Annotated in this window: 3 protein-coding genes; all 3 read left to right on the forward strand. The window is 51.2% G+C overall.

What is annotated here, in order from left to right; all coding sequences use genetic code 11:
- Positions 1–1,196, forward strand: a 1,196-nt coding sequence (locus G517_RS18930; RefSeq protein WP_036591404.1) for a hypothetical protein, incomplete at its 5' end; no start/stop codon positions are given.
- An 8-nt stretch (positions 1,197–1,204) separates the two neighbouring features.
- Positions 1,205–1,561, forward strand: a complete 357-nt coding sequence (locus G517_RS0111920) for a hypothetical protein (RefSeq protein WP_028304599.1) — start codon at positions 1,205–1,207, stop codon at positions 1,559–1,561.
- Position 1,562: 1 nt separating this feature from the next.
- Entirely contained in the window at positions 1,563–2,498 is a 936-nt protein-coding gene (locus tag G517_RS0111925) for a glycosyltransferase family 2 protein (RefSeq protein ID WP_028304600.1), read from the forward strand.
- The last annotated feature ends 153 nt before the right edge of the window (positions 2,499–2,651 follow it).

Raw genomic sequence — 2,651 nt, forward strand, 5'->3', positions numbered from 1 at the left:
TACTGTTTTTAGCCTTTGCCAGTAAAGAGATCTATTGGCCTCTTTTAGGTGTTTGTTGGGTCTGGGCTGTGATTTACCGAAATAGAGCGCTGGCACTGATACCGGCTGTGGCGCTGCTGCTGGTACTCTGCTGGCAGGGTTATCTGTTGGGATTTTCTACCGGAGGGCGGCAGGGTGTGGGCTTGCTGACGGATCTAGGGATGGTTTCTTTTGATCAATGGCAGCATTTTGCGCTCTGGTATATGACGAATCACTGGGGCTTGCTGTTGCTATCTTTTATTGCGTTATTACTGGCTCCCCGCCGTTTTCTGTCCTATGTCTTGCTTGCGGGGTTACTGTTAGCGCCTATGCTGGCCGCGCCCCACGGTTTCAGAATGCCGGAGTACCACGGGGATCGCCTGATGTACCCGTTTCATATCGGGTTGGCTTTGGTCTTGTTTAAGTTGGGGACGGAGCATTTTTTTACACGGGGCTGTTTTAAAGCAATCTGTTTTAAAGCAATGGGGGACAAGCTGGGCGCGGGTGGGCGCAGATTTACCTTTGGCGCGGGTGTGTCTTTGCTGGCGGCTTTGTTGATACCTGGGTTGTGGTCGCCGGTTTTCCCTGAGAGTGAAAGGCTTGAACGTCAACAGGTGCAGGCGCTCTTAACGCGTGTTGATACGCTACAGGGTGTTGATAAGTGGCAGCGTGCAGCAAAAGATGACGTGTCTGTGATCGGTGTTCCGCCCTACTTTAAACTGGCAGGGCTAATGAGCGGTTATCAGGTGTTTGAGGGGCGCTCGCTGCATTTTACACCCAACTGCCGTGAGCTACTGGCTCAGCCGGGGGATCGCTTGCCGGTTATCTCTTTTTGGACTGCTGACCGACAAGTGCAGTCCGAGTGGGTAGCGCGTAAGACTCTGGCGCAAACCTGCCAGCCCTGGCCGGAGCCGATAGATCCGGTTGAGATTATGCAGCCGCTGACGTTCTATGCCGGTGGACGTTTGCACTGGCAGATCACGCCAACCCAGCAGGGGTTTTCTGGCGCTGGCGGTGTTTATTTTCCTGAACGGGGGCTGATGATTCCGGCGATGCATTTTGATCAGCGTTTGGTGCGGCCTCTGCCGGAGGAAACCTATCACTGGTTTGTGCGTCAGGGCGGTGCTTGGTGGTTTTCTGAGCCTGAAACCGTTTTATTCAAACACCACGAGGGGTAGGCAAAGATATGAGTGCTTTTTTCTGGATCTTGCTGGCCGCCAGTTGTAACACCGGGGCGTTGGCTCTGCTGAAATTTGCGGAGGGCGGTATTCGCTATCAGGAAGGAACGCTGTCTGTTGGGGTGTGGCATCTGGTCTACATGATAGGAGGCTTGCTCTGTTATGGCGTTGCGTTTCTGTTAACGATCCGTATTTTGTCCCTGTCTGCGTTTGTGCTTGCCGTGCCGGTTTTTGTTGCGTTTCAGTTTATTCTGACCAGTTTGCTGGCTATTTTTCTGTTTGGCGAGCAGCTAACACTTCAGGGCTGGATTGGGGTTGTTGTGGTGTTGGCAGGGGTTGCTTTGCTGGTGACGGGAGGAAAATAAATTGGCTACAGGATCTGATATTACTTTGATTTGCCCTGCGTTGAATGAGGCTTCGGGCATCGGTTTCTTTTTACAGCAGTTGGATCAGACGCTGGCTGCGCTGCCAGAGACGTTCCGTTTTCGTGTGGTGGTGGTGGACGATGGTTCAACCGATAACACTGGTGAACAGGTGATGCTTTACCAGCCTCAATCATTTACGTTAACCCTGTGTCAGTTGACCCGCAATTTTGGTAAAGAAGCGGCTATTCAAGCAGGGCTGGAACGTTATCACGCCGATGCGGTGATTCTTCTGGATACCGATCTGCAACACCCTTTGTCGTTAATTCCTCAGATGCTGGAACATTGGCAACTGGGCGTGCTAGTGGTGGAAGCGGTTAAATCCCATCGCGGGGATGAGTCCCGTTGGTATTCATGGGCAAGCGGCCTATTTTATAAAAGCATGAAATCCACCAGTGGGCTAACACTGGAAAACCAAAGTGATTACAAGCTGCTGGATGCCACCGTGATTCAGACTTTATTGGCACTGCCAGAGCGTATCCGGTTTTTTCGGGGCTTGGTACAGTGGATGGGTTTTAAAAGCGTTACCTTACCCTTTGAAGTTCAAGAGCGTCATATCGGTGATTCGTCATGGAATGGCCTGCATCTGTTGCGCTACTCGATACGAAATATAACCGCATTTTCATCGATCCCGCTCTACTTAATCACCATTATCGGCCTGCTAATGTTAGTGTTTAGTACGGTACTGGGCGCTCATGTTTTATACCAATGGGCTATCGGCACCGCTGTAACCGGCTTTACCACGGTGATTTTACTGCTATTACTTATTGGTAGTTTACTGCTGATTAGCCTAGGGATTATCGGGCTTTATATCGCCCGTATCTATGAAGAAGTTAAAAGCCGCCCCCTGTATTTAGTCGCTAAAGAATGGCATTCGTAGAACATAGAGAGGCCACTTTTTTCCGGCACTCGCCACCATTCACCCCGAATCATCCGCCATTTGCCCCGATCATAATACCGGTTCGCGCCGTCATTGGTGCATGACGCTTCGCTTATGGCGAGACTCCCGACGGGCTAAAGCCCGACCTACAAT

The organism is Oceanospirillum maris DSM 6286, assembly GCF_000422865.1.
GTDB lineage: Bacteria > Pseudomonadota > Gammaproteobacteria > Pseudomonadales > Halomonadaceae > Oceanospirillum > Oceanospirillum maris.

Excerpts from the sequence above, each read along its gene's own strand:
- G517_RS0111920 (WP_028304599.1), top strand. The coding sequence starts at position 1,205 with ATGAGTGCTTTTTTCTGGATCTTGCTGGCCGCCAGTTGTAACACCGGG.